The following is an 892-nucleotide window of genomic DNA, read 5'->3' as shown; positions in this document are numbered from 1 at the left end:
CTGATCCCCGCAACGCCCATGCCGTCCTTTATCTGGTAGCCCCAGCAGATCAGGAGGATGACGAACAGGGTCGCGCAGAAACCGAGGGCGCCCAGGTAGACGATCCCCGGTTTCTTCATCGCGGCCAGGACGTCCGTTTCCACCCTGGTTGTCTTGTCCGGTCCCTTACCAGCGTTCACGCTCCGTGCCCCCTTTTCTTTCCCTTCAGATAGTATATGGACGATCCGGTTCCCAGCTCCTCGAAAACCCGGTAGGCCCTGCCGGAGTGGGAAAGCTCATACACCCTCGAGGCCTCGTCCAGGAGGTTGCCGAAGACGATGGCTTTCGTCGGGCAGCTCTGGGCGCAGGCCGTCGTCACCTCCCCGTCCCTCACCCTGCGCGACTCGTCCTTCGCCCTGTCCTTGGCCGTGCGCAGGCGCTGTATGCAGAAGGTGCACTTCTCCATGACCCCCTTGGACCTGACCGATATGTCGGGGTTGAGCATTCTGTGCAGCGGCTTCTCCCACCGGTGCTGGAACCAGTTGAAGCGCCTCACCTTGTAGGGGCAGTTGTTTGCGCAGTAGCGCGTCCCCACGCAGCGGTTGTAGACCTGGACGTTCAGCCCGTCCTGGTTGTGGTAGGCGGCGTAGACGGGGCACACCGGCTCGCAGGGCGCATAGTGGCAGTGCTGGCACATCATGGGGATGAAGTCCACACCGCCGTTCTTATCGTAGAAGGGCTCCACCCGCAGCCAGGACATCTCCCTGCCCTTGAGCTGCTCCCTGGTGCCCACGATGGGGACGTTGTTCTCCACGTAACAGGCGGCCACGCAGGCGGCGCATCCCGTGCACTTATCAAGATCGATCGCCATGGCCCACCGGTAGGTATCGTGCCGGTGGGGAGGATAGAGGGT

General features: G+C 62.6%; 2 protein-coding genes. Both read right to left on the bottom strand.

The features are described from left to right. Positions 1-179: hypothetical protein (locus GTN70_00915; GenBank protein ID NIO15559.1), on the bottom strand; the 179-nt coding region annotated here is incomplete at its 3' end. Continuing rightward, on the bottom strand, positions 176-850 hold the full coding sequence (locus GTN70_00910; GenBank protein NIO15558.1) for a 4Fe-4S dicluster domain-containing protein: 675 nt from the start codon (positions 848-850) through the stop codon (positions 176-178). The genes GTN70_00910 and GTN70_00915, both read right to left, overlap by 4 nt. Positions 851-892: the final 42 nt, after the last annotated feature.

The organism is Deltaproteobacteria bacterium, assembly GCA_011773515.1.
In the GTDB taxonomy this organism is placed as follows: Bacteria; Desulfobacterota; Deferrimicrobia; order J040; family J040; genus WVXK01.
Note: the sequence above shows the minus strand (reverse complement) of the source record. Positions and strands in the feature narration are given on the sequence as shown.